Here is a 25410-nt window from a genome sequence, read left to right as displayed (position 1 = left end):
CGCGTGTCCGAATACACCGGCAGGTCCAGTCCGCATCGCGGTCCCCTGTCGCCGGGCACTAGGGACGCAGCCGACCGGCGAGCGTCAGATAACTGGAAACCGCGCAGTACGCGCAACGAAAGGCTATTCATGGCAGTCGTGACCATGCGCCAGCTCCTCGAGAGCGGCGTCCACTTCGGGCACCAGACCCGTCGCTGGAACCCCAAGATGAAGCGCTTCATCCTGACCGAGCGCAACGGCATCTACATCATCGACCTGGAGAAGACTGTCCAGGATATCGAGCGCACCTATGACTTCGTCAAGGAGACGGTCGCGCACGGCGGCACCATCCTCTTCGTCGGCACGAAGAAGCAGGCCCAGGAGACGATCGTCGAGCAGGCGACCCGTGTCGGCATGCCCTACGTGACCGAGCGTTGGCTCGGCGGCATGCTCACCAACTTCTCCACGGTCCACAAGCGCCTTCAGCGCCTCAAGGAGCTCGAGCTCGTCGATTTCGACGACGTCGCCAGCTCCGGCCTGACGAAGAAGGAGCTTCTCATGATGTCCCGTGAGAAGGAGAAGCTCGACCGCACCCTCGGCGGCATCCGGAACATGAACAAGGTTCCCTCCGCCATCTGGATCGTCGACACGAAGAAGGAGCACCTCGCGGTTGCCGAGGCGCAGAAGCTCAACATCCCCGTCGTCGCCATCCTCGACACGAACTGCGACCCGGACGAGGTCGACTACCGCATCCCCGGCAACGACGATGCGATCCGCTCCGTCTCGCTGCTGACCCGCGTGGTCGCCGACGCCGTTGCCGCCGGCAAGATCCAGCGCTCCGGTGGCGAAGCCGCGACCGAGGAAGAGCCCATGCCCGAGTGGGAGCGCGAGATGCTCGCCAAGGCTGACGCCCACGACGCGGCCGTCGCCGCGCAGGACGCCGAGGCTGCGCCCGTGCAGGCGGATGCCGAGGCTGCGCCCGCGCAGACCGAGCCGTCCGAGGCTCCAGTAGAGCCCGCCGAGGTTGCCGAGCCGGCCGCCGACGCACAGACCGAGCCCGCCGCGGAGGAGACCCCCGCGGAGAGCACCGACCAGGCCTGAGAGGGTACTATCCATGGCAAACTACACCGCCGCTGATATCAAGGCACTGCGCGACAAGACCGGCGCAGGCATGCTCGACGTCAAGAACGCTCTTGCCGAGGCCGAGGGCGATTCCGCCAGGGCCGAGGAGCTGCTCCGACTCAAGGGCCTCAAGTCCATCGCCAAGCGCGAGGGCCGCACGGCCTCCGCCGGCCTCGTCGTCTCGAACGTCGACACCTCGGGTGACAAGGCCCGCGGCATCGTCATCGAGCTCAACTCCGAGACCGACTTCGTTGCGAAGAACGACAAGTTCATCGCCTTCGCCGACTCGGTTCTCGCCGCAGCCGTCGCCGCCGGCGCGAGCACGGTCGACGAGGTCCTCGCCGCCGACTCCGAGGGTGAGACCGTCGAGTCGAAGGTCAACGCCATGCAGGCCGCGATCGGCGAGAAGATCGAGATCTCGAACGTGGCAGTCGTCGAGGGCGAGCACGTCGCCGCCTACATGCACCGCACCGCCACCGACCTGCCCCCGCAGGTCGGCGTCCTCGTCGCCACCGACGCGGCCGGCGCTGAGATCGCGCACGATATTGCGGTCCACATCGCCGCGCTCAACCCCTCCTACCTCAACCGTGACTCCGTCCCGGCTGACGTTGTTGAGAACGAGCGTCGCATCGCTGAAGAGGTCACCCGCGCAGAGGGCAAGCCCGAGCAGGCGATCGCCAAGATCGTCGAGGGTCGTCTCGGCGGCTTCTTCAAGCAGGTTGTCCTTCTCGATCAGCCCTACGCACGTGACCCGAAGATGTCGGTCGGACAGATCGCCCAGAACGCTGGCGCGACCGTCACCGGTTTCGCACGCGTCCGCGTCGGCACCGAGTAGTCTCGAGCACCACGAGGGGCGCCCCGCAGCAGCAGCTGCGGGGCGCCCCTCTCTGTGTCGCGGATCAGCGCGTGGACTCGTCGATGACCTCGCTCATCCACTGCCAGGCGGCGACGGTCGCGGGGAAGCCGCGCGTTGTGAGGCCGAGGAGGACGGCCTGCTCGACCTCCTGTTCGGATGCTCCGGCCTGGAGGGCCTTGCGCACGTTTGAGCGGACGGCACCGTCCGCCTGGGCTCCCAGGGCGATGCCGAGCTTGATGAGCCTCGTGGTCTTCTCGTCGAGGGGGCCGGCGCTGTCGATGCTGGCCGCGAGGGCGTCCTGGCTCTCGGCAACCTCGGGGAAGCGTTCACGGAAGGCGACATAGACGTCGGGCAGATGATCGGTCATGGGCTGTGCTCCTCATTCGGTCTCGTCCACGCCGGCAGTGTCTGTATCACCGGGCGGGGTCTGTCGCCTACCAGAATAGGCGTGTTTTAGAATCGAGACATGGATTATATCGATCCCGTCGACGGTGCGCGCTTTCCTCTTGCTGAACCTCGATGGCGCTCTGAGGCGGGGCGGCCGCTGTGGATCGAACCGGGCCCCGCCATCCGGCCGACTGAGATCGAGGACGTCCGTTCCCTGTGGCGGTATCGGGCTGCGCTGCCGGTCTCGATCGATCGTCCGATCACGATGGGCGAGGGACTCACTCCGCTGGTGGAATCGGATCTCCACGGAAGCCGTGTGCTGTTCAAGCTCGACTTCCTCAACCCGACAGGCAGCTTCAAAGACCGCGGCACATCCGTCATGCTCTCCTATCTGCGCCAGCATGGCATCACGGACATCGTTGAGGACAGTTCGGGCAACGGCGGAGCATCGGCAGCAGGCTATGCGGCGGCGGGTGGACTCCGGGCGACGATCGTCGCCCCAGCCTCGACCTCTCCCGGCAAGATCTCCCAGGTCCGTGCCTATGGTGCCGACGTCGTCCTCGTCCCCGGCCCGCGCCACGAGGCTGAGAATGAGGCGATTCGTCGCGATGGCGACGCCTTCTATGCCAGTCATAACTGGCAGCCGTTCTTTCTCCAGGGGACGAAGACGCTCGCCTACGAGCTGTGGGAGGATCTGGGCTTTGAGGCGCCGGACAACATTATTCTTCCGGTCGGTGCCGGCTCCAGTCTGCTCGGCTGTTGGCTCGGCTTCACCGAGCTCCTGCGGGCAGGGTCGATCGCGGCCATGCCCAGGCTGTTCGCAGCGCAGCCGCTCAACTGCTCGCCCGTCGATGCCGCACTGACAGGGGACGAGGAGCGGCCGGTGATCGAGACGGTCGCCGAAGGGACGGCGATCGCCGCACCTCTGCGACGTGCGCACATGATCGAGGCGCTCCACGGAGGCGGGTCTGCGGCAGTCCCGGAGGCGGATATCGTGGCCGCGCTGGCGGAACTGTGCGGCATGGGGCTCTACGTCGAGCCGACCAGCGCCACGGCCGCGGCCGCCCACCGCATGCTCCTCGACAGCGGGAAGATCACAGCGGGGGAGCGCACCGTCATTCTCCTGACCGGCTCGGGGATGAAGGCAGGCGACAGGATCCGGCAGCTGCTGGTGGGAGGCTGATCCCTTGCGGGAACGCCCGCCCACGGCCGGGTCGGCTCGACGCCGGACGCCGCCCCGATGCGCGGTGCGGCCGCCTGGAATACGATGTCCAGCACAGGTCCACAGAAGGGGTTCTCCATGTCAGCTCCGAAGGTACTCGCCCTAGTTCTCGCCGGTGGCAGCGGCTCGCGCATGGGGGCGCTGACAGAGACACGTGCGAAGCCAGCGCTGCGCATGGCAGGCTCCTACCGCCTCATCGACGTGTCGCTGTCCAACCTCGTCCACTCCGGCCTGTCGGATGTCTGGATCGTCGAGGAGCACCAGCCCCACTCCTTCAACCAGTATCTGGCCGGCGGTCGGGCATGGGATCTCGACCGGAGCCACGGCGGTCTTGTGCTTCTTCCACCGTTCAGCGGGGACGACGAGAAGGCGGGGTTCTCCCAGGGCAACAGCGACTCCCTGTGGCGGCAGAACGACCGGATCAAGGAGCATGCACCCGATCTCGTGCTCGTCCTGTCCGCCGATCATCTCTACACCCTCGACTTCGCAGGCGTCATCGCCGACCATGTCGACTCCGGTGCCGACCTCACGATGGTGACGACTGAGGTGTCCGAGGATCCCTCCCGCTACAGCGTCGTTGAGGTCGACGGCGGCCGTGTCACAGACTTCTGGTACAAGCCGGACGATCCGAAGTCGACTATCGTCGCCGCCGAGATCTTCTGCTTCACCGCCGAGGCACTCGTCAAGGCACTCGACAGCCTCCACGACGACCTGGGTGAGCTCGGCGACTACGGCGATGACCTGCTGCCCTGGTACGTCGAGAACCGGACGGTCATGGAGTATCGGCTCCGCGGCTACTGGAAGGACCTCGGCACCCTCAGCGCCTACTGGCAGGCGCACATGGACCTGCTCGATGGCTCGGGGGCTGAACTCGATGATCCTGCCTGGCCCATCTACTCCGCCCAGCCGCCCCTCCTCCCGGCTCGAATCGAGGAGTCGGCCCGCATCGACACCTCCTATGTGGCCCCGGGGTGCCGCGTGAGCGGGACCGTGCGGTCGAGTGTGCTCGCCACCCGCTGTGTCGTTGAGGACGGCGCCATCATCGAGGAGTCGATCCTCCTCGACGAGGTGCACGTGCCAGCCGGCGTTCAGCTGCGCCGCTGCATCGTCGACACCGGTGCCAGGCTGGAACCGGGCACGTACGGGTCGCCGGATTCCGTTACGCTGATCGATGCTGACGGACACGTAACGGAGGATGAATGAGTCTGGGAATCAGGGCCGCCACGGTGCTCGATGCGGAGGCGCTCGCACGCGTGCACGCGAAGTCGTGGAGGGAGTCCTTCACCGGCCTGCTCGACGAGGAGCTGATCGCCGGCAAGGAGCAGCGCATGCTCGAGATCTATCCGGAGGCGCTGGCCGACGGGGCCACGACGCATTGGATTGCGACCTGGGAGGGCGAGACTGTCGGCTTCGCGGCGGCGCGGGCGCTTGGCCCCGGTGACGTGCGGCCACTTGAGCTCACCTCGCTCTACATCCTCGCCGCCGTTCAGCGGCGCGGCATCGGCGCCCGCCTGCTCAACTACGCGATCGGCACCGCACCGTGCCTGCTGTGGGTGCTCGACGGCAGTGCCGCCGAATCCTTCTACCGCACCCACGGCTTTGAGCGCGATGGGGTCAGCGAACAGTCGGAGCGCCTTGGGGGAGCCCTCATCCACCGAATGGTCCGGTAGACGGACCGTACTGCCCGGTGAAGAGCGCCTGGACGATCGGGGCCTGAAGCCGCGCGAGCTCCTCGCGCGGCATGCTCGCTATCGGCTCGGCCTCCGACATGTAGCGCACGAGCATGAGCCCGACGATGTGGGCGAGGCCGGCCTCGACCCGGTACTTGGCGCTGCGGCCGCCGAGAAGGGATGCCGCGGGTGTGACGATGGCTGAATCGACCCAGTCCCGGTAGTCGCTCAGCGTCTGGTCGGATCCGAGGAGTGAGCGGATGAGGACCTTGACGGTCGTCGACATCCCGCCGAGCTCCCAGATCTCCATCGCCGTCATGAGCGCGCGATACCCGAGGGTGGTGCGGTCGCCCTTGAAGAGGTCGAGGACCAGCTGAACGGGATCCTCCGGCAGCGACATCGACTCGCGGAAGAGGTTCGCCTTGCCGCCGAAGTAGTAGTTGATGAGGGCGGCATCGACACCCGCGTCGCCGGCGATCTGCCTCATCGTCACCGCGCTGTAGTCGTGCTGCCAGAAACGTGCCCGGGCGGCCGTCAACAGCCGCTGTCTGACCTCCCCGCGGGCGGCCCGCGGCCCCCTCGTCCGGCTCACGACAGCTCCGGGACCTTCGGCCCAAAGTTTCGGGCGCCCTGCTTCAGGAGGGGGCAGGAGGGCCTCGCAATCGACACATTCTCGGGCCCAGAAACGGGTCGGCCGTCTAATTTCATCATGAATGAAAGTTTAGCCCGCGGGTCGTTAGCGTGAAGGGCGGAGGAAGTGTGATGACTGATCTGAAGCTCGGAATCGATGTCGGCTCGACCACGGTCAAAGCGGTGGTGTGGGACGGCAGTCGGCTGCTCTTCGAGGACTACCGGCGCCATAATGCCGACGTGCGGGCAGAACTGGCGAAACTGCTGCAGGATGTGAGCCGGGAGCTCGGCGACCTTCCAGTCCAGGCGGCGTTCACGGGCTCGGGCGGCATGCAGCTCGCGGAACAGCTCGACCTCCCGTTCGTCCAGGAGGTCATCGGCCAGACCGAGGTGACACGGCGCATGCATCCCGATATCGACGTCATCATCGAGCTCGGCGGTGAGGACGCGAAGCTCACCTACCTTCACCCAACGCCCGAGCAGCGAATGAACGGGACGTGCGCCGGTGGCACCGGCGCCTTCATCGATCAGATGGCGTCGCTCCTCGCGACCGACGCGGCAGGGCTCAACGACCTCGCGTCTCGATACACGGAGCTCTATCCGATCGCGTCGCGCTGCGGGGTGTTTGCGAAGACGGACGTCCAGCCGCTCCTCAATCAGGGCGTGCCCCATGAGGACATCGCCGCCTCCGTCTTCCAGGCGGTCGCGCTCCAGACGGTCGCCGGCCTTGCGGCTGGGCGCCCTATCCGCGGTAGCGTCATGCTCCTCGGAGGGCCGCTCCACTTCATGCCCGAGCTGCGCGAGGCGTTCCGTCGTGTCCTCGACAGGGTCGAGACTTTCACATCACCGGGCAATGCACAGCTGTACGTCGCGATCGGCGCCGCCCTCCTGGCCGACGGGCGGACGACCCGGATCAGCGACCTGCTCGATCGGATGCTGACGCTCGACAGCACCGGGCTGACATCCCACCGGCTGAGGCCGCTTTTCGCGGATCGCCAGGAGAAGGAGGACTTCGATCGCAGGCATGCCCGGGCCGTCATTCCGACGAAGGAGATGACGGAGGCGCGGGGCGCCTGCTATCTCGGTATCGACGCCGGGTCGACGACGATCAAGGCCGTCCTCATCGACGAGGACGATTCCATCATCTTCACCCACTATGCCTCGAACGAGGGCGATCCGGTGACGGCGGCTGTCGACATCGTGCGGCGGATCCAGAGCGAGCTCCCGCCGGGACTGACGATCAGACGGTCGTGTGCGACCGGTTACGGCGAGGGCATCGTCAAGACCGCGCTCGGCCTCGACGACGGCGAGGTCGAGACGATCGCCCATTACCGGGCCGCGGAGCACATGATGCCGGGGGTGGACTCGGTCATCGACATCGGCGGTCAGGATATGAAATACCTGACGATCAGGAACGGCGCGGTCGACTCCATCTCCGTCAACGAGGCCTGTTCGTCGGGATGCGGATCGTTCCTCCAGACCTTCGCGCACACGATGGGGCAGAGCATCGACGGTTTCGCCAGTGTCGCGACCGAGGCGACAGCCCCGGTCGATCTGGGCACGCGATGCACGGTGTTCATGAACTCCTCCGTCAAGTCGGCACAGAAGGAGGGCGCCTCGGTCGCCGACATCGCGGCCGGACTGTCCTACTCGGTCGTCCGCAATGCGCTCTACAAGGTCATCAAGCTGACGAGCCCTGAGGATCTGGGGGAGAGGGTCGTCGTCCAGGGCGGCACCTTCCTCAACGACTCGGTCCTGCGGACCTTCGAGCTGCTGACCGGGCGTGAGGTCGTCCGCCCGAACCTGGCCGGACTCATGGGCGCCTACGGCGCTGCCCTGACTGCGAAGCGGAATGATGACGGCTCGCCCGGGCCGCACGTGCTGCCGCTTGAGGAGCTGGAGAGGCTCTCGGTCGTTACGACGACGAAGGTGTGCAGGCTCTGCCAGAACCACTGCAAGATGACGATCAGCGACTTCTCGACCGGCCAGCGCCACGTCTCGGGCAATCGGTGCGACCGCGGAGCATCGCTTGAGAGGCGTCCGCCGCAGTCGCCGATCCCCAACATGGTCGACTGGAAGTACAAGCGGACCTTCGGCTATCGCAGGCTGACCGAAGCGAAGGCCCATCGCGGCGACATCGGCATTCCCCGCGTGCTCGGCATGTACGAGAACTATCCGTTCTGGTTCACGGTGCTGACCGAGCTGGGCTTCCGGGTCATGCTGTCAGGCCGCTCGAGCCACGACCTGTTCGAGCAGGGCATGGAGTCGATCCCCTCGGAGAATGTCTGCTACCCGGCGAAGCTCGCCCACGGCCACATCGAATCGCTCCTCGACAAGGGCGTCACCACGATCTTCTATCCGTGCGTGTCCTACGAGAAGGAGACCTCGGCCGGCCAGGACAACACGTTCAACTGCCCGATCGTCGCCACCTATCCCGAGGTGCTCCGGACGAACATGGAGAGGCTCGCGGGTGAGGACGTCACCTTCATCTCCCCCTTCGTCTCCCTCCTGGACAGGGAGCTCCTCCCGACACGGGTGGCGGATTTCCTCGCCGACTTCGGGGTCACCGAGGGCGAGGCCCGGGCTGCGTGCGAAGCCGGGTGGGAGGAGGACGCCGCATACCGGCAGGACATCCTCGACAAGGGCCGTGAGACGCTCGACTACATCGCCGCCCACGGTATCCGCGGCATCGTTCTCGCCGGCCGGCCCTACCACCTCGACCCGGAGATCAACCACGGAATCCCCGATGTCATCATCGGGCTGGGGATGGCGGTGCTGACGGAGGATGCGGTCGCCCTCGGCGATCTCGAGCGTCCCCTGCGGGTCCGCGACCAGTGGGCCTACCACTCGCGCCTCTACGAGGCGGCGTCGACCGTCGGGGACGCACCGAACCTCCAGCTCGTCCAGCTCACCTCTTTCGGGTGCGGGCTGGACGCCGTCACCTCCGACCAGGTTCTCGAGATCCTCGAGGCGAAGGGGGATGTCTACACAGGCCTGAAGATCGATGAGATCTCCAACCTCGGAGCCGCCCGCATCAGACTCCGCTCGCTCGCGGCAGCGGCCGATGAGCGGATGGAGTCGGCGAACATCTCCACCTGCCCGGAGGAGAGCGCGCCCGCCCGCCTGCACGAGAGGTACCCGGCGGTCGAATTCACGAAGGCGATGAAGAAGGAGTACACGATCCTCGCGCCGCAGATGGCACCCATCCACTTCCGGCTCCTCGCGCCCGCGCTGCGCCGGGCGGGCTACCGGGTCAGGCTGCTCGAGCACGCCTCCCGCGACTCCATCGAGACGGGTCTGACCTTCGTCCACAACGACGCCTGCTATCCCGCCATCGTCGTCATCGGCCAGCTCATCTCCCAGTTCACCGAGGGGATCGAGGATCCGGACGCGACGGCCGTCATCATCACGCAGACGGGCGGGATGTGCCGCGCGACGAACTACGCGGCCCTCCTCCGAAAGGGGCTCGGGGATGCCGGCTATCCGCAGGTCCCCGTCATCGCCGCCTCCGCGCAGGGATTCGAGGAGAATTCGGGCTTCACCATGTCCATCCCCCTCATCCACCGCATCCTCCAGGCGACCACGGTCGGCGACGTTCTGCAGAAGGTGCTGCTGCGCACCCGACCCTACGAGATCGACGGCAATGCCACGGCGCTGTATGAGCGGTGGGACCAGATCGCACGGGAGTTCTTCGAGACCGGACAGTCGCCCACGCTCGGTCGGCGCCTCACGTTCACGAGGCTCGTCCGGAGAATCGTCCGCGACTTCGATGAGCTTCCACTCCACAACATCCCCCGAAAACCCCGCGTCGGAATCGTCGGCGAGATCCTCGTCCAATACGACCCGGATGCCAACAACAATGTGGTCGGCACCGTCGAGGCCGAAGGCTGCGAGGCGGAGCTGCCATCCCTTGCCCAGTTCTTCCACAACTCACTTGCGACCGCCCAGTGGAAGCACGACACGCTCGGCTCGCTCACGCAGAAGCAGGCGAACCTCCACACGATCGGACTGTGGATCCTGCAGCAGTACGAGAACGTCGCCCGCAGCGCCTTCCTCGACTCCGAACGGTTCGAGGTGGGCTCGACCATCCAGGAGCTGCGCGAGAAGGCGCAGGAGATCGTCTCGCTCGGCAATCAGGCGGGAGAGGGCTGGTACCTCGTGGCTGACATGATGGACATGATCGAACGCGGCTGCCCGAACATCATCTGCGCCCAGCCCTTCGCCTGCCTGCCGAACCACGTCGTCGGCCGCGGCATGTTCCGGGCCCTGCGGAATCGGTATGAGAACGCGAACATCGTCTCCATCGACTACGACGCTGGCGCCTCACCCGTCAACCAGCTCAACCGGATCAAGCTCATGATCTCGACGGCCTTCCTCGGCCACGAGTCGGAGGAGGAATGGGAGGCCACCCCGTCGACCGCGGTCCCGCTCGGCATGCCGAGCCTCCGCGCCGGAGCCTCGGAGTAGGCGTGCGTGGGCGCGGTGTCCTGCTCCTCCGCATAGCCGTGGTCTGGGATCGAGGACGAGAGCAGACCCTGAGCCGAACACCACGCTCTGCGGCACGGCCTCACGCACTCATTCGGTGATGGGGCCGAGGACGACGTTCGCCCAGGAGGAGTGGAGGGACTCCTGATCGGAGGGCTGGAAGAGACCGGCCAGGACGTCCCGGTAGAGGCGGGACAGCTCGTTCGAATTCGAGTAGGAGGATCCACCGGTCGAGCGGATCGCCTGCTCGACGGCATAGAGCGAGGCCTCCGAGGCGGCGTTCTTCGCCGCCGACAGCTGCGGGTACCAGAGGTCGCCACGATCGCGCCCCGCGTCGAGATCGCGTGCGAGCAGCGTGACCTCGGCTGCCGCGGAGTTCATGCGAAGCGCCGCGCTTGCCAGGCGCCACCTGATGTCGGGATCGTTGGCATACACATCCTGGTGGAGGACGGAGCGACGCGTCTTCACCTTCTCGGCCGCGACCTCGATCGCACGGTTGCCGATGCCGAGGTACGTCGCGGCGAGGAACACCTCGAAGTAGGAGAAAATGCCGAAGATGACGGGCTCCTTCGACGGGCCGGGCTCCACCCGCTGAAGGACCTGCTCGGCGGGCGCGTGCGCGCCCTCGAGCATCGTCGAATTCGACTGCGTCCCCCTCATGCCCAGCGTGTCCCAGTCGTCCCTGACCGTGAACCCGCCGCGCTCGCGGTCGAGGATCGCGAAGACTGAATGCGGACCATCGTCCCCGGAATCATCCCGGCCGAACGTCATGAGCTTCGTCCACACGGGCGACAGCGACGTGAAGACCTTGAGGCCATGGAAGGAGTAGCCGCCCTCGCCGTCCGGCCGGGCCTCCGTCATCGATCCGAACAGGACGAGGTCATTGCCGGGCTCTGAGATCCCGAAGGCGAAGATGTCGCCGTTCATGGCGCCCTCGAGGATCTGCCGCCCCGAGTCGATCCCGCTCGCGACGAGGTGGCGGCCGAGGCCGACGATGATGTGGTGCATGTTGATGCCGAGGGCCGTGGCGGGAGCCGCCTGCGCGAGCCTGGTCTGCTCCGCACAGATCTGTTCGGCGGTGAGCCCCGCTCCGCCGAACTCCTGCGGGACGAAGGCCGTGAGGTAGCCGGCGGCGGTCAGCTCCGCCAGATCCTCGTGGGGGAAGGAGTTCAGTCGATCCGTCTCCTCGGCGCGGGAATGGATGCGGTCGAGCAGGTCAGGGCTGAGGAAGGTCACGGTCACACGCTTTCTACTGGGTCACTCCCACTCTATCGGGACCCCGAGGTGCGGGCCCCGCGGCATCGACGCCGATAGCGGAACCACGCCGAAGCAGCGGCGAGAGGATAGGGGAATGCCGCCGGATCACCGGCGGCATTCCCACTCTCGAGATCAGGCGAGGGTCGCGACGACGTCCATGGCCTGGCGTGCGATGGCGAGCTCCTCGTTCGTCGGGATGACGAGGACGGTGACCGACGATTCGTCCGTCGAGATCCTCCGGATGTGGTCCCCGCGCTCGGAGTTCACCTCGGGATCGATCGTCAACCCGAACGGGGCTAGCCGCTCGAGCACCTCGGCGCGCACGAGATCATCGTTCTCGCCGATGCCGGCGGTGAAGGTGATGACGTCGAGACCGCCCATGACCGCGGCGTAGGAGCCGATGTACTTGACGAGGCGGTGGATGTAGATGTCGAGCGCCTCACGGGCATTCTCATCCCCGCTGTCCGCCATCGCCCACACCGCCCGCATGTCGTTCTCACCTGCGAGGCCCTTGACGCCGGACTTCTTGTTGAAGAGATCGTCGATCTCATCGATGCTCATGCCGCCGACCCGGCTGAGGTGGAAGATGACGGCGGGGTCGATGTCACCGGTGCGGGTGCCCATGACAAGTCCCTCGAGGGGTGTCAGGCCCATCGACGTGTCGACGGCCTCCCCGTTGACGACCGCGGAGACGGACGCGCCGTTGCCGAGGTGGAGGACGATCTGCTTGAGGTCGTCGCGACCGGTCCACTCCGCCGCCTTCTGGGAGACATACTGGTGAGAGGTGCCGTGGGCGCCGTAACGGCGCACACCGTAAAGATCGGCGACCTCACGGTTGAGGGCGTAGCGTGCAGCCTCCTCCGGGAGGGTCTGGAAGAAGGCCGTGTCGAACACGGCGACGTGGGGCACGTCGAGCAGATCGCGGGCGACGTCGATGCCGCGGAGGTTCGGCGGGTTGTGGAGCGGGGCGAGGGGTGCGAGCTCCTCGATGACGTTGCGCACGTCCTCGGTGATGAGGGTGGGCCCGTCGAAGTGCTTGCCGCCCTGGACGACGCGGTGGCCAACGGCGACGATCCCGGCCTCGGAGAGGTTTGGGCCGACGCTCTCGAACAGCTCGAGGACGAACCGGAGGCCCTCGCCGTGGTCCGCCAGGCTCTGCTCGAACTCGTGCTTGACGCCGTTGTACGTGTGCTTGACGCGGCTGGAGACCTCACCGATCTGCTCGACGAGGCCAACAGCGATCGCGTCACCCGACTCCGGATCGACGAGCTGGTATTTGATGGAGGAGGAGCCGGAGTTGATGACGAGTACTGTCAATTGAGGTGCCTTTCGGGCTAGTTCTGGGCCTGGACGGCGGTGATGGCAATGGTGTTGACGATGTCGTCGACGAGGGCGCCGCGGGAAAGATCGTTGACGGGCTTGTTGAGGCCCTGGAGGATCGGGCCCACCGCAACGACTCCGGAGGAGCGCTGAACGGCCTTGTAGCCGATGTTGCCCGCATTGAGGTTGGGGAAGATGAAGACATTGGCCCTGCCGGCCACCGGCGATTCCGGCATCTTCTTCCGTGCCACCGCGGGGTCGACCGCAGCGTCGTACTGAATCGGTCCCTCGATGAGGAGGTTCGGGTTCTTCTGCCGCGCGAGCCGCGTCGCCTCGACGACGGCCTCGACATCGGCGCCGGTGCCCGAGGCGCCGCTCGAGTAGGAGAGCATCGCGACCCGGGGGTCGACGCCGAATTGGACGGCGGTCTCCGCCGAGCTCACAGCGATATCGGCGAGCTGCTCGGGGGTCGGATTGGTGTTGACCGCGCAGTCGCCGTAGACGAGAACCCGGTCGGCCATGAGCATGAGGAAGACGGAGGACACGATCGAGGTATCGGGCTTCGTCTTGATGATCTGGAAGGAGGGGATGATCGTCTCGGCGGTGGTATGCGTCGCGCCGGACACCATGCCGTCGGCGTCACCCAGATGCACCATCATCGTCCCGAAGTAGGACACGTCCGTGAGCTTCTCGCGCGCCTGCTCCTCGGTCATGCCCTTCTTCTGGCGCAGCCTCACGAGCTCGGGGATGTAGCGGTCGAGATGGGCGGGATCGGACGGGTCGACGAAACGAGCCGACTCGAGGCTGTAGCCCCGCTCCGCGGCGCGGGCGAGCACCTCGTTGCGGTTTCCGACGAGCACGATATCGGCGACATCGTTCGCGAGGATGATCGACGCGGCCTGGAGAACGCGATCGTCTTCGGACTCGGGAAGGACGATCGTGCGGCGTTCGACCCTCGCCCGCTCCATGAGCTCGGTCTGGAACATGAGGGGGGTGCGCAGGGTGGGCTTCTCGCGGAACGCCTCGAGGACCCGCTCGTCCGCGCCGTGCGTGAAGACGAGCATGTCCGGGTGATCCTCGGCGATCTCCTCTTCGACGCCCTCCGGCGGGTTGACGACGAAGACGGAGTTCACTTTGACTCGAGAGCCCGACATCTCGACCCGTGCCAGGTCGACGTAGCCGGCGAGACGGTCGGCGCTGCGCCGAGCCCCGTCGACGACGAGGGCGACGGTTGATCCGAGGTTCGCGGCCGTGCGGCCGGAGCGGGCGATGAGGCCGGGGTTGACTGGATCGCCTTCGGTGTGGCCGATGATGAGGACGGCATCGTAGTCGAGCGCCCTCTTCCGGTAGGCCCGGATGATCGTGTTGAGGGAGGATGCCTCGTCCTCGAAGTAGTGGTCCCGGGTGGTGCCGTGCCAGGCGCCGAACTCGCTCACGATCGGATCATCCTCGGGAGCGCCGTTGACGTAGGGCCGGAAGACGCCCACGTTTGCGTAGGCCCTGCCGAGTATCTCCAGGATCTGACGAGCGATGCCGATGCCCCCGGTGGTCTGCTCGGTCGATGTGAGATAGAGAGAGTCAGTCACGACGTTGTTCCTTCCCGAAAACGCTCCAGTACCCCACCATTATCCGCCATAAGTCCCAGGCGAGGGCTGACTAGCGGCAAATGTGACATAGTATCTACCCATGGAAACGGACGGGCGAACGAACATCTGGGTCCGCGAAGCACTGACCCCCCGCATGATTGTCCTCTTCATCGTTCTCGTCCTCGCCGCCGCGGTCTGCATCCGACTCGGCTACTGGCAGCTCGAGCGGGCGACATCCCGCGGCGCCGACCGAGTTATCGCCCAGCACGAGGAGAGGCTCGGCGAGCCGGCCCAGGCGATGCACGATGTCCTTCGCCTGCAGACGACGATGACGAGCGAGGAATATGCCCGGCCCGTCTACGCGACGGGAACGTTCGTCGACCAGCTTCGTGTTATCGACCGCTCGGTCGGCGGCGAGGCTGCCGACCTCATCCTCGCCCAGTTCGTCCTGTCAGACGGGCCCGACGCGGGCGGGAGCGTGCCCGTCGTGCGTGGCTGGGTGCCCGCGGGGCAGGACCTGCCACCGATTCCCGACGGGGAACAGACCATCTTCGGCCACCTCGCCGATCCGGAGGACTCGATTGGGGGACTGACAGAGACGACCGCGCTCTCCGTCTCCGCAGCCGAGCTCGTCAACGCCTGGGGCGGCCCTATCCTCTCCGGCTATATCGTCGAGTTCGGTGTCGACGAGGACGCCGCCGAACTCGACGCGGCCGGGAATCCGATCGATGTGGAGCCGCAGGAGGCCTCTGACGGCGTCCGGCACGCTCCGCCGCCCGGTCCGATCGAGGAAGGCGGATTCAACCTGCAGAACGCGGCCTACGCGGTCGAATGGGTGATCTTCGCCGGGTTCGCGCTCTTCATCTGGTTCCGAGTCCTCCGCGGTGCGGTCCTACGTCGGAGGGAAGACGAGATGCTGGAGGAGTGGGCGGACGAGCTTGCTGAGCGTCAGTCTCGGCACTGAGCCGCACTGAGCCGCTGGGCGGCCGGTGTTCAGCCGGATTCGGCGGCAGCGGCCTCGGAATCCCGCAGCGGGCGGTTGAGGTTCCGCTCGGCGCGGGACATGTACCAGGCGGTCCAGGCGACCATCGCCACCGTCACAGCGGGGGACGCGATGCGAAGCAGGGGGACGGCGATCTCCATCGGTACGAGGAGGATGGTGAGGACCTGGCCGCCCGTGGACAGAAGATAGACCACAGCCCAGACGGCCGTGACGCGGCGGTGCAGCCAGCGGAACGGAGTGCTCTCCCGCCACAGCATGTCCCACTCGGCTCGACCGGCCGGGCCGGGAGCCGCGAATCGTCGGATGATGAAGAGCATCAGCGGTCTTCCCCAGAGCAGGCTTCCAGCTGCCACTGCGGCGAACATTCCGCTGGTGGCTGCGCTTCTCAAGAGGAGCACCCTGACATCACCGGACCACCAGGACAGCGCGACGGTCAGGAGGAAAGTGAGGACGACGAGGAGGAGGAAAGTGTCGACGGTGCGTGAGCGCCATGCGGTCCAGACGGCGCGAAGCGCCGCGACCGCACCTCCGAGGATGAGCGCGTAGACAAGGTCCCAGCCGGCCATCACCGCAATCCAGTAGGCCGCCAACCCAAGTCCGACATCGAGGGCCATCTCCGTCGTAAATGCGGCGAGCCAGGGAGTTGATCTGTCGTCGTCGACGGTCGCGTCCTTGTCACTCACTGTCATCGCACGATGATGGCATGTCGACGCCGGGCTGTCGAGACGTAAGGCAGAGGGATGCCGCCGCCCCGCGACCCCCTACCTGGCTTGAGGAGATGACGAGAGTCCTGTGCGAGTGGGGGACTCGGTCACCACGAGACCGACCGTGGAGGCCTCACAGCTGGCACAACTAAGACGGGAGGTTCGCCTGCGCGGTGGAGTCGCGCTCGGATCTGCTCCGCCGCTTGATGAAGAGCCCGAGGGCGAGGAGCCCGGCCGCGATGAGCGACAGCGAGCGGACGTTGACCCCGGTCCACACCAGCCCATCCTCCGTTGTCGTGTTGCCGGAGCCGACGTCCGGCGTCGGCCCGGACTCAGGACTCGCGGCGGTTGAGGGGGCCTCGCAGTACACGGTGGCCCCCACGGAGAGGCCGTATATGCCAGACAGGCTTTCGGGCTTCTTGACAAGGTCGTCGCTCCATTGAAGGGACATCGACACATCGACCTCCCTGCGCTCGCCCGCATCAAGCGGTTCCAGCCTGAAGCTGACCTGCTCACCGGTTCCGGGGGAGATGATCCAGCTGGAATCGTCGACCTTGAAGGTGACGGGCGTGGGATCGGTCGTGAAGAACTCCGGCACGTCGACGCCTTTGACGTGGGCGCTGAGCGCCATGTCGACGAGGCCGGTGTTCTCGAGCGTGAGCGTGCGGTGGTAGATGTCGCCCTCGACGAGAGTGTTCGAGAACAGGTCGAGGGCACCCGCCTGGTTGAGGGGGACCGGGTCCGATGGGGGAGTTGCGATGGTGATGTGGGAGAGGTCCGGCTCCGCCGCGCAGACAGGCAGCGCGGACGCGGCACGACTCGGCTGAACCGACGCGAGCGGGAGGGACACGAGCGAGGCGAGGAGAATTGCCGGCATGAACCTACGCACGGCTCCTCCTTCTCTCACGGATTCCTGCCGATACCTGATAGATCGTATAGAGGGAGAGGCCGCCGACGATGACGTAGACCAGCGCCTGCTTCTGATGCCCGGAGAGCCAGCCTGCCACGTAGCCGAGGCGAGGGATGTGGTACTTGACCACGGCCCTCACCTGGAAGTCGTTGACGGGGTCGGGATCCGGGACCGAATTGGCGTCCCCCTGCGTCGTGTAGGACACCGTTCCATCGACGCCCCTGCTCATGCCGATGATCCGATGGGTGACGAGCGTGGGGTCGTCGGGGTAGGGCATGAAGGTGATGACGTCGCCCGTCATGAGAGACCTGCTCTCCTCCTGGGTGACGGGGTCGGCGATCACCATGGACCCAACGGGATAGGTCGGCTCCATCGATCCCGAGGCGATTGTCAGCGGCACCCAGCCGCGCACGGCAGGAACGGCGACGCTGGCAAGCAGAATAATGAGGACGAAGACGGCGAGGATGGTCCACACCACCCGCAGCATCCAGGTGACGGGCCCGGCCTGCCTGCGGGTGCTGTCGGTGGTCATGACGCGCCCCGCCCGGCGGCTGTCGATTCCTCCGGAGCGGGATCCACAGCCGCGCCCGTCTCGGAGGGCTGTCCGGCAGCGGGGTCGTCCTCATGGCTCGGCGGAGTGGAGGCAGGGCTCTGGGAGTCTGGCGCGGGCACTGCCTCTGTCGGTTCAGGCTCGACGGCTGAGCGCATGCCTACCACGAGGGGATTCGCCAGCGAGAATCGGGCCGTCGACGTTCCGCTGCCGTCCTGTGCCTCGAAGGAGTGGCTGTAGGTGAGGATGATGTCGGTCGAGGTTCCGTCGAACTTCGGCATCGGGAATCCGCCGGCCCTGCCGGGCTGGGGATCGTCGTTGTACTGGATGAGCGGGCACACGTAGGCGGTCTGCCCGGCGGGCACCTCGAGCGAGAGGCTCGGGCGGAAGGAGTATCCCTTGCCCGTGTGGACCGCATTGCCCCTGATCGGCTCTGTGAGGAACGTGTAGGAGCCCGGATCGGCGGTGCCGCCGCGCAGCTCCCCGGTGAGCACCTCGCAGGTGCGAGGGCCATGCCCATTATCGTAGGCGAGCGCGAGCTGGATGTAGCTCTGTGCGCTCAGGCCACCCGAGCTCTGGTCGAGTCGGAGGTTCGACAGTCTGACGACCGCGGGGCTCACGGCTGAGCCATTGTTGAACGAGAACCCGGGTGTCGAATGCTGGGATCCAGGCGCCGGCGGCAGGTCGACCGGCTCGACTGTTACGCCGCGCGAGTCGGGGGCGAGCTCTGCCGTCAGGTCGGACTGGACAAGGGTGGTGCTGTCGGACCATCGCGCGAGGCTGGCGCCCGAAGGGGAGAGGGCGACGAGAGCGAGGCCGAAAAGGAGAAGGGCGGCGAGTCCCGACGTGAGCTTCGCCGTCATCGGGTCACCTGTACGGCGTCGACCGTGACGAGGGGGAGCGAGCCGGTGCTGTGACACTCCTGCGCACACACCGTCCCATCGTGCTCGAGTGAATAGCTGATCCGGAAGTACCGGTCACCCTCCGCGGGGAGGGACTCGAGGATGACGTCGCCTGTGGCCGTCTGGGCGAGCGGCGTGCCTGTGGTGGACGTCGGGGTCGGAATCGCCGAGACGCTGACCTCGCGGACGGCGATGCCCTCGGGCATGGGAGTCTGATCGACACTCGTGACCAGGTCGACCGCAAGAGTCGAACCCGTGGCCGAGAGGACGACGTTCTGTGCGATCTCGGCGCTGTCCCCCGGAGCCATGACGATCGTGGACAGCTCCTCTTCGGAGACGGAACGCGCCTCCTCGGGGGTGGTGTGGATCGCCTCAACGGTACCGGGGACAGCGTCGACGGTCAGGTGCCCCGTGACGACGGGGGCGGCCGACACGCTCTGCGCGTCGAAGAAGCGGGCCTGCGTCGGGTTCTGCGGAAGCAGAACGAGGAACGCGACCAGTGCTGCACTGGCGAACGCAGCACGCCGGAAGGGACCGGCGGTTGCCGGTCCGTTCACGGTAAGTGCGTTCGCCATCGGTCAGCGTGCGTTCTGCGTGAGCTCGAGCTGCAGGTTCGTGAGGTCGAGCGTCTCGCCCTGGAGATCGAGGTTCCAGTCCGAACCGTCGGGGGCGGTCTCGGGGAACGTGATGGTGACCTCGGCGGTGAAGGGCTGTGCGCTGTCGGCCTCGGTCAGGACCGAGACGGCCTCGCCGGCCTGATCCTCGACGGTCGTCGCGACGTCGATGCCGATGCGAAGGTTATGCAGTTGTGGGCCAGCGAGGAGGCCAGAGAAATTAACAGGGTGACTGGAGAAAACATCTGAGATGGCTGAGAAAACACTGAAGGGACGCGCTGATGATGCGCGTCCCTTCGGAAATAGTACACCGAATATATACCGTGTTAGACCTGGTCAGGCATGTTATCTCTCTCGGTGCCACGTATCCCAGAGCCGTGCGTACGCACCGCCCTGGGAGACGAGCTCATCGTGCGAGCCGAGCTCCTGGATGACGCCATCCTCGATGACGGCGACACGGTCGGCGTCGTGCGCCGTGTAGAGCCGGTGGGCGATGGCAACGACCGTGCGACCGGCGAGAACGGCCGACAGGCTCGCCTCGAGCGTCCGCGCGGAGCGCGGGTCGATGAGGGACGTCGCCTCGTCGAGGACGACCGTGTGCGGATCGAGGAGGACAAGACGCGCGAGCGCCAGCTGCTGGGCCTGAGCCGGATTGAGCACGAGCGCGCCGGAGCCGACCTCAGACTTCAACCCCTCCGGCAGTGCCGTCACCCACGGGAGGGCGTTGACCGAGGCGAGGGCGGCGATGAGCTCCTCATCATCCGCACCCGGCTTCGCCAGGCGCAGGTTGTCGGCGATCGTGCCGACGAAGACGTGGTGCTCCTGCGTGACGAGGGCGACCTCGCTGCGGAGCTCGTCCTCGCTCAGATCGACGAGGGGCACGCCGCCGACGGTGACCGTCCCGCCCGTGGGCGGGTGGATGCCGGCGAGCATCCGTCCGAACGTCGACTTGCCGGCCCCCGACGGGCCGACGATCGCGAGGCGCTCGCCCGGAGCCAGCTCGAGGCTGATCCCGTGCAGAACGTCCCGACCCTCCCGATAGGCGTACCGGACGTCCTTTGCGACGATCCTGTCGTCGGCGGGCCGGGCACCAGAGGGAGTCCTGTCGGTGTCGACGAGGCGGACGCCGACGATACGGGCGAGGGAGACGGACGCGACCTGGAGCTCGTCGAGCCACATGAGGAACTCGGTGAGCGGGTTGCGCAGCTGGGCCGTGTAGAGGGCCACCGTCGTCACCATGCCAATCGTCGCGTACCCGGCCCCGACGAGGTGGGCGCCCCACACGACCGCCGCGGCGGTCGGTACGGCGCAGCCGAAGATGAGGAAGAAGAAGAGCTCCATCCGCAGCTTCGTCGCCCGCACATTCGCGTCCCACGCGTCACCCATGAGGACGGACTTCATCCGGGACCTGCGGGCCCTGCCCAGGTCCATCGCGTCGATCGTCCCGACGAAGTCGACGGACTCGGCGACGACGGAGTTGAGGGTCGCCCAGGCCTGCGCCTCCCACAGGTAGGTGGCCCGTGCCCGGGACAGGTAGCGGTAGGCGGAGATGACGATGAAGGGCATGCCGAGGAGGAAGGCCAGCGAGACGAGCGGCGAGGCCACGATCGCCATGACAACTGTGACGATGATTGTGATCGCGGAGGTGATGAGGGCGGGCAGGCCGAAGCGGATGACCCACTGGATCCGGTCGACATCGTTCGTCGTGCGGGACAGCAGGTCGCCCGTGCCCGCCGATTCAACGGTCGACAGCGGCAGGGTCGTCACCGTATCGAGGAACTCCTCGCGCACCTCGGCGAAGACCTGCTCGCCGAGCACCCTCGTCCGCAGCTGCACCTCGCGGGTGAGGAAGGCATAGATGAGGTAGGACAGGACGACGATGAGGGCGGCACCGTTGATGTAGCCGCGAGTCGTCCCATCGACCACCGCATCGATGATGCGGCCGACGATGTACGGCACGGCGAGCGCGCTGACCGAGGCGAGCGCGTGGATGATGACGATGGCGAGGAAGCGCCACCGATGGCGCGAGATGATCTCCTTCGCGTAGGCGATGACCTCGCGATTGCCCGCGATGGGAAGGACCTGGTTCATTCCGCTGCCCCTGTCTGTCTGGTGATGACCCACTCGTAGCGCTGCGCGGCGCGGTCACCGCCGCGGGCTCGGGCGAGCAGGTCCGAGTGCGAGCCGCGGACCACCTCCTGGCCGCCCTCAACGAGGACGACCTCATCGGCGCGGTCGAGCATGAGAGGCGAGCCGGTTGTGAGCACCGTGGTCCGCCCGGCCCGGCGCTCGCGGAGCCGTTCGGCGATCCTGTCCTCCGTGTGGGAGTCGACCGCCGAGGTGGGCTCAACGAGGATGAGGATGCGCGGAGTGTCGACGAGGGAGCGGGCCAGTGCAACGCGCTGGCGCTGTCCGCCGGACAGGGACCGCGCCTTCTCCGTCACCTCGCCGGACAGCGAGTTGTCGAGTGAGGCGAGCACATCGTGCCCATCCGTCGCCGAGAGCGCATCGAGCAGCTGCTCATCGCGCTCCTCATCGGGGTGGAACGGCTTGACGGCAGACGGGCCGTAGATCGTCGCCCGCGCCTCGACGAGGGGACGGTCGGCGACGTCGTAGGGCCGCCTCGCATCGATGACGGCCCGGAGCTGACCGCCGAACAGCTCCGGGGTCGCGCGCGTGAGCATGATGTTCTCCCGGACGACGGAGATCGGAAGTGTGCGGATGTCGATGCCGGAGACCGTGACGTCGGCCTGCTCGTCGTCGATGCGCGCGAGCCGCTCGGCGAGCGCCGCAGAGTCCTCCGGGGTGCTGGAGACGATGGCGGTCATGATTCCTGGCTCGATGCGCACTCCCGTTCGGCCGTCGACGAGCGGCCCGTCGAACGGGCTCTGATCGGCGGCCTCCGACACGTCGCCGCTCTCGGCCGCGATCCGCTCATCGAGCGTCCCGGAGATCGGCGTGATCCGCAGGACGTTGAAGATCTTCCGCGCGCCGACCCGGGCGCGGCCGAACTGGGTGATGACCATCATGACGATCTGGAGCGGGCGCACAAGGTAGATGGTGAGCCCGAAGAGAGCGGTGAACTGACCGATGGTGAGATTCCCGTCCATTGTCAGCAGGGCGCCCTGCCACATGACGAACGCGGTGAACACGCCGGGGATGAGGATCTGCAGTCCATCGATCCACGACTGGAGCCGGGCGACCTCGTTGCCGGCGAGGCGCACACGCTGAGACTGCTCCGCGTAGCGAGACGCGAACTGGGCCTCGCCGCCGATGCCGCGGAGCACCCGCAGTCCAGCCACGGTATCGGTGCCGAGCGAGGTGAGCTTCCCCTGCTCATCGCGCTGTGCCTGCTGGCGGCTCTGCAGCGGCCGGATAAGGAGAGCGGCTGCCGCGGTGATGACGGGCACGCCGATGAGAACGACGAGACCGAGGGCCGTGTGCTGCATGAGAAGGATGACGGCGACTGTGCCGAAGGCCATGACGGAGCCGATGAGGCGCGGGGTCACCTCGACGAGATTGCCGACGTGTTCGGAGTCGCTCATCGTCGTCGCGACCACCTCGCCGGTTGACCTCCTGCGGAGGATGGCAGGACCGGAGCGGGTGACGTGGCCGTGGACCTGGTTGATCGAGCGCATGGCGGTGCGCAGCCAGAGCAGGACTTCGACGCCGTGGCCGTAGGCCATGGTGAGCGACTGGATGAGCGCGAGCAGCGCGAGCCAGCCCGCGATGATCCAGATGGCGGAGGTGGCTCCACTCTCCATGCCTGCATCGAGGGCGATGCCGAGCACGACAGGTGTGAGCGCGCCGATGACCTCCTGGATCGAACGGGAGACGACAGCGAGCGTCATCTCTGAACGAGAGGAGGTGTAGAAATCAGTCATAATCGCCCGAGGGCGGCCGACCGGGAGCGGCTTATCAACGACGCGGGGGAACGAAAACACCACGACAGCATAGTCCACATGGTGGAAGTCGGCCATGGGACCCTCTGCGTCGTAGAATGGGCCAGGACCGCTGACGCCGACTGAAGGATGGACCGCGTGGCCGCAACTCTGCCCGAACCGACCGACGAGGATCTCAGCCAGGCGCGCCTGGTGCGAGCCAACTCCGAGACGAAGGCATCTCTCTCACTCACCTTCTATAGGCTCATGGCCTACGTGACAGGTGCCTGGCTCCTTCTCCTCGTCGTGGAGATGGTGCTGAAGTACATCATCGACGTCAATGGCAATCACGCGCCGGTCCTCGGAACGTGGATCGCGATCGTCCACGGCATGATCTATGTTGTCTACGTCGTTGCAGTCTTCAACCTGTGGTCCGTCATGCGGTGGAGCTTTGGCCGGATGGTCTATCTCGTCATCGCCGGCGTTGTCCCCGTTCTGTCCTTCGTTCTCGAGCGCAGGGCGACGCATTGGTTCAATGAGGACCTCCCGAACGTCCTCGATGCTGCCGAGGGCCGTGCCCTCCGGCGCGCACAGATCTCGCGCCTCAAGTCCGAGCGCGGAAAGTAGGAGAACATGGATCATCAGACCGTCTATGTGGTCGACAACGGCGCACAGTACGCACAGCTCATCGCTCGCCGAGTCCGTGAGGCAGGCTTCTATTCGGAGATCGTCCCGCATTCTGTTGCGGCGGACGATCTTCTGGGCAGAAACCCGGCCGCCCTCATCCTCTCCGGCGGGCCGTCCTCTGTCTATGAAGAGGGTGCACCCCGTCTCGACCCGGCGATCCTCAACGCCGGGGTTCCGGTCCTGGGGATCTGCTATGGCTTCCAGTCCATGGCGGACGCCCTCGGCGGCACCGTCGACAGGACGGGCGAGCGCGAGTACGGCAACACCGATATCGAGACGTCCGGAGGCCTGCTCGGACAGGGCCAGGCCACGGTGTGGATGAGCCACGGAGACGCCGTGTCGGAGGCGCCGGAGGGTTTCTCCGTCACCGCCACATCGGCGGGTGCCCCGGTCGCGGCGTTCGAGGACCCGGATCGCCGCCTCTACGGCGTCCAGTGGCACCCCGAAGTGCGCCACACGCCCGGCGGTCAGGCACTGATCGAACGTTTCCTCCACGAAGGTGCGGGCCTCACGGCCAACTGGTCGACCGGCAGCATCATCGATGAACAGGTGGCGCGGATCAGGGCTCAGATCGGGGACGAGAAGGTCATCTGCGCGCTGTCGGGCGGTGTCGACTCCGCCGTGGCCGCGGCGCTCGTCCAGAAGGCGGTCGGCGACCAGCTCACGTGTGTCTTCGTTGATCACGGGCTCCTTCGTGCGGGCGAGCGGGCCCAGGTCGAGCGCGACTTCGTCGCGGCGACCGGTGTCCGCCTCATCACCGTCGACGACTCGTCGATCTTCCTCGATGCGCTCATCGGCATCACCGAACCCGAGGAGAAGCGCAAGATTATCGGCCGCGAGTTCATCCGATCCTTCGAGCGCGCCGCGCGCCTCGTCTCGGAGGAGGAGGGGAGCGTCAAGTTCCTCGTTCAGGGCACCCTCTACCCGGACGTCGTCGAATCCGGCGGGGGAGAGGGCGCGGCCAACATCAAGTCCCACCACAACGTCGGCGGCCTTCCCGACGATCTCGAGTTCGAGCTCTGCGAGCCGCTGCGCGAGCTCTTCAAGGATGAGGTTCGCGCCGTCGGCCGTGAGCTCGGCATCCCCGAGGCGATTGTCGGCCGCCAGCCCTTCCCCGGTCCCGGCCTCGGCATCCGCATCATCGGCGAGGTCACGCGAGAACGCCTCGACATCCTTCGCCGCGCCGACTTCATCGTCCGCGAGGAGCTGACGTCGGCGGGCCTGGACTCTGAGATCTGGCAGTGCCCCGTCGTCCTTCTGGCCGATGTCCGCTCCGTCGGTGTCCAGGGTGACCAGCGCACCTACGGCCACCCGATCGTCCTGCGCCCCGTCTCGTCGGAGGACGCGATGACGGCGGACTGGTCGCGCCTGCCCTACGACGTCATCGCCCGTATCTCCAGCCGGATCACCAACACGGTCTCCGAGGTCAACCGCGTCGTCGTCGACGTGACCTCCAAGCCGCCCGGCACCATCGAGTGGGAGTAGCGGGGAACCTCCGCTGACCTGAACCGCCCCTGCGATTCGCAGGGGCGGTTCTCCGTATTCGAAGGCTGTCGGCTTTGCTCGTCGTCTGCTCAGGCCGCTCCGGCTTCAACAGGCCCCGGATCATGGCGGCCGCGGCGAGGCGTTGGTGAATGCGCAGTTC

General features: G+C 66.6%; 21 protein-coding genes. 9 read left to right on the top strand and 12 right to left on the bottom strand.

The genetic code is table 11. From position 1 onward, the window contains the following. Positions 1 to 129 precede the first annotated feature (129 nt). Positions 130 to 1080, top strand: coding sequence for a 30S ribosomal protein S2 (rpsB, locus tag EJO69_RS04830; RefSeq protein WP_126039816.1), 951 nt, complete (start codon positions 130 to 132; stop codon positions 1078 to 1080). Positions 1081 to 1093: 13 nt separating this feature from the next. Then, positions 1094 to 1936 carry a translation elongation factor Ts gene (tsf, locus tag EJO69_RS04825; protein WP_126039814.1) on the top strand — a complete coding sequence of 281 codons (843 nt, stop codon included), beginning with the start codon at positions 1094 to 1096 and terminating at the stop codon, positions 1934 to 1936. 64 nt (positions 1937 to 2000) lie between these two features. On the opposite strand, the gene EJO69_RS04820 is transcribed toward tsf, so the two are convergent. Next, the gene (locus tag EJO69_RS04820) at positions 2001 to 2324 is read right to left on the bottom strand and encodes a carboxymuconolactone decarboxylase family protein (RefSeq protein ID WP_126039812.1); all 324 of its coding nucleotides are present in this window, start codon (positions 2322 to 2324) and stop codon (positions 2001 to 2003) included. Positions 2325 to 2423: 99 nt separating this feature from the next. On the opposite strand from EJO69_RS04820, the gene EJO69_RS04815 reads away from it, so the two are divergent. From EJO69_RS04815 to EJO69_RS04805, 3 genes are all read left to right on the top strand, one after another. Beyond that, the gene (locus EJO69_RS04815; RefSeq protein WP_126039810.1) at positions 2424 to 3527 is read left to right on the top strand and encodes a threonine synthase; all 1104 of its coding nucleotides are present in this window, start codon (positions 2424 to 2426) and stop codon (positions 3525 to 3527) included. Positions 3528 to 3644: 117 nt separating this feature from the next. Then, positions 3645 to 4769 carry a glucose-1-phosphate adenylyltransferase family protein gene (locus tag EJO69_RS04810; RefSeq protein WP_126039808.1) on the top strand — a complete coding sequence of 375 codons (1125 nt, stop codon included), beginning with the start codon at positions 3645 to 3647 and terminating at the stop codon, positions 4767 to 4769. Then, on the top strand, positions 4766 to 5236 hold the full coding sequence (locus EJO69_RS04805; RefSeq protein ID WP_126039806.1) for a GNAT family N-acetyltransferase: 471 nt from the start codon (positions 4766 to 4768) through the stop codon (positions 5234 to 5236). The genes EJO69_RS04810 and EJO69_RS04805 overlap by 4 nt, the downstream gene beginning before the upstream one ends. Here EJO69_RS04805 and EJO69_RS04800 read toward each other — a convergent pair. Then, positions 5214 to 5828 (bottom strand): TetR/AcrR family transcriptional regulator, encoded by a 615-nt coding sequence (locus EJO69_RS04800; protein ID WP_164519874.1) that lies wholly within the window; start codon positions 5826 to 5828, stop codon positions 5214 to 5216. The two genes, EJO69_RS04805 and EJO69_RS04800, sit on opposite strands and share 23 nt — an antisense overlap. 170 nt (positions 5829 to 5998) lie before the next feature. Between EJO69_RS04800 and EJO69_RS04795 the strand changes: the two genes are divergently transcribed. Next, the gene (locus EJO69_RS04795) at positions 5999 to 10333 is read left to right on the top strand and encodes an acyl-CoA dehydratase activase-related protein (protein ID WP_126039802.1); all 4335 of its coding nucleotides are present in this window, start codon (positions 5999 to 6001) and stop codon (positions 10331 to 10333) included. Between the two features lie 108 nt (positions 10334 to 10441). On the opposite strand, the gene EJO69_RS04790 is transcribed toward EJO69_RS04795, so the two are convergent. From EJO69_RS04790 to pta, 3 genes are all read right to left on the bottom strand, one after another. Next, positions 10442 to 11587 carry an acyl-CoA dehydrogenase family protein gene (locus EJO69_RS04790; protein ID WP_126039801.1) on the bottom strand — a complete coding sequence of 382 codons (1146 nt, stop codon included), beginning with the start codon at positions 11585 to 11587 and terminating at the stop codon, positions 10442 to 10444. A gap of 153 nt (positions 11588 to 11740) precedes the next feature. After that, a complete protein-coding gene (locus tag EJO69_RS04785; protein ID WP_126039799.1) occupies positions 11741 to 12925 on the bottom strand; it encodes an acetate/propionate family kinase in 1185 nt (394 codons plus the stop codon). 17 nt (positions 12926 to 12942) lie between these two features. After that, positions 12943 to 14514 carry a phosphate acetyltransferase gene (gene pta / locus EJO69_RS04780; RefSeq protein WP_245993779.1) on the bottom strand — a complete coding sequence of 524 codons (1572 nt, stop codon included), beginning with the start codon at positions 14512 to 14514 and terminating at the stop codon, positions 12943 to 12945. Positions 14515 to 14614: 100 nt separating this feature from the next. On the opposite strand from pta, the gene EJO69_RS04775 reads away from it, so the two are divergent. Beyond that, positions 14615 to 15478: an SURF1 family protein gene (locus EJO69_RS04775; RefSeq protein ID WP_126039797.1), complete on the top strand. Its 864-nt coding sequence runs from the start codon at positions 14615 to 14617 to the stop codon at positions 15476 to 15478. Between the two features lie 29 nt (positions 15479 to 15507). Here EJO69_RS04775 and EJO69_RS04770 read toward each other — a convergent pair whose 3' ends face one another. The 7 genes from EJO69_RS04770 to EJO69_RS04740 all read right to left on the bottom strand — a co-directional run bounded on the left by EJO69_RS04770 (position 15508) and on the right by EJO69_RS04740 (position 23048). Continuing rightward, positions 15508 to 16206: a VC0807 family protein gene (locus EJO69_RS04770; RefSeq protein WP_126039795.1), complete on the bottom strand. Its 699-nt coding sequence runs from the start codon at positions 16204 to 16206 to the stop codon at positions 15508 to 15510. A gap of 163 nt (positions 16207 to 16369) precedes the next feature. Next, a complete protein-coding gene (locus tag EJO69_RS04765; RefSeq protein WP_126039793.1) occupies positions 16370 to 17110 on the bottom strand; it encodes a hypothetical protein in 741 nt (246 codons plus the stop codon). After that, positions 17103 to 17663, bottom strand: coding sequence for a signal peptidase I (locus EJO69_RS04760; protein ID WP_126039791.1), 561 nt, complete (start codon positions 17661 to 17663; stop codon positions 17103 to 17105). The genes EJO69_RS04765 and EJO69_RS04760 overlap by 8 nt, the downstream gene beginning before the upstream one ends. Next, entirely contained in the window at positions 17660 to 18544 is an 885-nt protein-coding gene (locus EJO69_RS04755) for a hypothetical protein (RefSeq protein WP_126039789.1), read from the bottom strand. Before EJO69_RS04755 ends, EJO69_RS04760 begins: the two co-directional genes overlap by 4 nt. Continuing rightward, complete coding sequence (locus EJO69_RS04750) at positions 18541 to 19158, bottom strand: hypothetical protein (RefSeq protein WP_164519873.1); 618 nt, start codon at positions 19156 to 19158, stop codon at positions 18541 to 18543. Before EJO69_RS04750 ends, EJO69_RS04755 begins: the two co-directional genes overlap by 4 nt. A gap of 384 nt (positions 19159 to 19542) precedes the next feature. Further along, the gene (locus EJO69_RS04745) at positions 19543 to 21288 is read right to left on the bottom strand and encodes an ABC transporter ATP-binding protein (protein WP_126039785.1); all 1746 of its coding nucleotides are present in this window, start codon (positions 21286 to 21288) and stop codon (positions 19543 to 19545) included. Beyond that, positions 21285 to 23048, bottom strand: coding sequence for an ABC transporter transmembrane domain-containing protein (locus EJO69_RS04740; RefSeq protein WP_164519872.1), 1764 nt, complete (start codon positions 23046 to 23048; stop codon positions 21285 to 21287). Before EJO69_RS04740 ends, EJO69_RS04745 begins: the two co-directional genes overlap by 4 nt. Positions 23049 to 23237: 189 nt before the next feature. Here EJO69_RS04740 and EJO69_RS04735 point away from each other — a divergent pair, with 189 nt between their 5' ends. Together EJO69_RS04735 and guaA are read left to right on the top strand one after the other, a co-directional pair. Then, positions 23238 to 23705: a DUF3817 domain-containing protein gene (locus tag EJO69_RS04735; protein WP_211331497.1), complete on the top strand. Its 468-nt coding sequence runs from the start codon at positions 23238 to 23240 to the stop codon at positions 23703 to 23705. A gap of 6 nt (positions 23706 to 23711) precedes the next feature. Further along, the gene (gene guaA, locus EJO69_RS04730) at positions 23712 to 25250 is read left to right on the top strand and encodes a glutamine-hydrolyzing GMP synthase (RefSeq protein WP_126039779.1); all 1539 of its coding nucleotides are present in this window, start codon (positions 23712 to 23714) and stop codon (positions 25248 to 25250) included. The last annotated feature ends 160 nt before the right edge of the window (positions 25251 to 25410 follow it).

This window comes from Flaviflexus salsibiostraticola (assembly GCF_003952265.1).
Taxonomy (GTDB): domain Bacteria; phylum Actinomycetota; class Actinomycetes; order Actinomycetales; family Actinomycetaceae; genus Flaviflexus; species Flaviflexus salsibiostraticola.
Note: the sequence above shows the minus strand (reverse complement) of the source record. Positions and strands in the feature narration are given on the sequence as shown.

Bases quoted from the DNA above. Each gene is read 5' to 3' on its own strand.
- EJO69_RS04755 (WP_126039789.1), bottom strand. From the start codon at position 18,544: ATGACGGCGAAGCTCACGTCGGGACTCGCCGCCCTTCTCCTTTTCGGC.
- EJO69_RS04775 (WP_126039797.1), top strand. From the start codon at position 14,615: ATGGAAACGGACGGGCGAACGAACATCTGGGTCCGCGAAGCACTGACC.
- tsf (WP_126039814.1), top strand. From the start codon at position 1,094: ATGGCAAACTACACCGCCGCTGATATCAAGGCACTGCGCGACAAGACC.
- EJO69_RS04795 (WP_126039802.1), top strand. From the start codon at position 5,999: ATGACTGATCTGAAGCTCGGAATCGATGTCGGCTCGACCACGGTCAAA.
- EJO69_RS04760 (WP_126039791.1), bottom strand. From the start codon at position 17,663: ATGACCACCGACAGCACCCGCAGGCAGGCCGGGCCCGTCACCTGGATG.
- EJO69_RS04770 (WP_126039795.1), bottom strand. From the start codon at position 16,206: ATGACAGTGAGTGACAAGGACGCGACCGTCGACGACGACAGATCAACT.
- EJO69_RS04750 (WP_164519873.1), bottom strand. From the start codon at position 19,158: ATGGCGAACGCACTTACCGTGAACGGACCGGCAACCGCCGGTCCCTTC.
- EJO69_RS04815 (WP_126039810.1), top strand. From the start codon at position 2,424: ATGGATTATATCGATCCCGTCGACGGTGCGCGCTTTCCTCTTGCTGAA.
- EJO69_RS04820 (WP_126039812.1), bottom strand. From the start codon at position 2,324: ATGACCGATCATCTGCCCGACGTCTATGTCGCCTTCCGTGAACGCTTC.
- EJO69_RS04745 (WP_126039785.1), bottom strand. From the start codon at position 21,288: ATGAACCAGGTCCTTCCCATCGCGGGCAATCGCGAGGTCATCGCCTAC.
- EJO69_RS04810 (WP_126039808.1), top strand. From the start codon at position 3,645: ATGTCAGCTCCGAAGGTACTCGCCCTAGTTCTCGCCGGTGGCAGCGGC.
- EJO69_RS04805 (WP_126039806.1), top strand. From the start codon at position 4,766: ATGAGTCTGGGAATCAGGGCCGCCACGGTGCTCGATGCGGAGGCGCTC.
- rpsB (WP_126039816.1), top strand. From the start codon at position 130: ATGGCAGTCGTGACCATGCGCCAGCTCCTCGAGAGCGGCGTCCACTTC.
- guaA (WP_126039779.1), top strand. From the start codon at position 23,712: ATGGATCATCAGACCGTCTATGTGGTCGACAACGGCGCACAGTACGCA.
- EJO69_RS04740 (WP_164519872.1), bottom strand. From the start codon at position 23,048: ATGACGCTCGCTGTCGTCTCCCGTTCGATCCAGGAGGTCATCGGCGCG.